At 46.9% G+C, this 1461-nt stretch carries 2 protein-coding genes and 1 pseudogene; 1 reads left to right on the forward strand and 2 read right to left on the reverse strand.

What is annotated here, in order from left to right; genetic code table 11:
- Positions 1 to 644: SIS domain-containing protein (locus AAX04_RS11445; protein ID WP_156519855.1), on the reverse strand; the 644-nt coding region annotated here is incomplete at its 3' end.
- 113 nt (positions 645 to 757) lie between these two features.
- Complete coding sequence (locus tag AAX04_RS12110) at positions 758 to 1000, reverse strand: hypothetical protein (RefSeq protein ID WP_156519856.1); 243 nt, start codon at positions 998 to 1000, stop codon at positions 758 to 760.
- A 201-nt stretch (positions 1001 to 1201) separates the two neighbouring features.
- On the opposite strand from AAX04_RS12110, the pseudogene AAX04_RS12635 reads away from it, so the two are divergent.
- Positions 1202 to 1369, forward strand: a pseudogene (locus AAX04_RS12635) (oligopeptide/dipeptide ABC transporter ATP-binding protein); the annotation flags it as partial.
- Positions 1370 to 1461: the final 92 nt, after the last annotated feature.

A 1461-nucleotide genomic window follows, 5' to 3' on the forward strand; every position in this document is an offset into this window, starting at 1 on the left:
TACGATGAGCCATGGCCAAGGAATATGAACCTACCAATCCCACCACTAGCCCACTCACCGGCCACTTTGCTCAGTGTCATTAGCATCCCCTTATCGTTAAGCATTCCGTCAATGCAGCTGGAGAGGGCGCTAAGGACCCTACCATGGTCAACGTTATTACCCACTATGGCGTCAATGAGCACAGCGGCTGCGGCTGATAAGGCAACGAAGCTCTTGGTCATTACCACACTCCTCTCCTGCCCAACATCAACCCTAACGTAATGGTCAATGAAGTCTAAGCCCCTACCCTCACTTATACTCAGCATAACTGTCCCAGCCCCATTACCCTTAGCAACCCTAAGCGCCTCAAGGGTCTCCGCAGTCTCCCCAGACCTAGATATAGCCACCACGAGACTTGAGGAATTCACCAAGCCTGAGTGGTAGTATATGAATTCTGATGAGGGAACGGCAAGAATGCACCTACCCTTACTACGTAATGCATGGGTTACGGCATACATGGAGACGTAGTATGATGAACCAGCACCAACTAGAAACACCCTACCCACCCTATACATTGAACCTAGAGATACAACATCATTAACCATATTCATCAATGTCCTAAGCGATGCCCCCATCTCTGAAATATCCTGAATAATGCTTGACATTAGTGGCTTAGTTTAAAGATGCTTATAAGCATCATTATAAATACGCCATGAATCTAACTATATAGCCGCATTAGTTCACTATTAGTAATGGGCCTTTAATTTTAAAAGGTGAATCACGTTGCCAGTTGTTTAAGCATTAGTAATGAACCTTGTAGGTTAAAGTTCAGCATAAGGTGCTTAACGCTGTTCATTACTATGCTTATCAACTCCTTATCCACATCCACATTAATGCTCCTTAAGTTGCTCTTAAGGATACTTAACGCATGCCTTACGGCACCCCTACTCCACACGTATCTCGTCACTAAGCCTAGTAGGAATTCCCTACTACCGTCTCTCTGGAGACGGCGGGAAAACATAACCCGCCGTCTCCTTCTCGATGGTCCCCCTGGGCCCCCTCACCGCAGTGGCTCCCCACCCGTCACCGGGGTTCCCAGCCCTGGATCTCGGAAACCCAGGGTCACTGATAAAGGGCGTTGGGATTAGATTTTAAACCTAACTAGGGAACATCAAATGAAAATAAGCGCCACAAACGATTAAGAAGACCGAAACCCACTAATAGGTTAAGTGCGATAAGGGGCTTTGTACCTGACTTAAGGAGTGAGATAAGGGGTTATGTCTTCGCTGATAGGTGCGACTACGCCACTGAGGTATGCCGCATCAATAAGCCCAGTTACATCAAGGTTAATGAGAACCATGTGGTGAGGTGCTTCCTCTATGGTAAGTGACGCCATACTTAAGGTTGAGCATTTATCAAAGTACTTCACCGTAAACTTAGCAGGGAGGAAGATGACGCTTAAGGCCGTTGATGACGTGTCCT

Source organism: Caldivirga sp. MU80 (assembly GCF_001663375.1).
In the GTDB taxonomy this organism is placed as follows: domain Archaea; phylum Thermoproteota; class Thermoprotei; order Thermoproteales; family Thermocladiaceae; genus Caldivirga.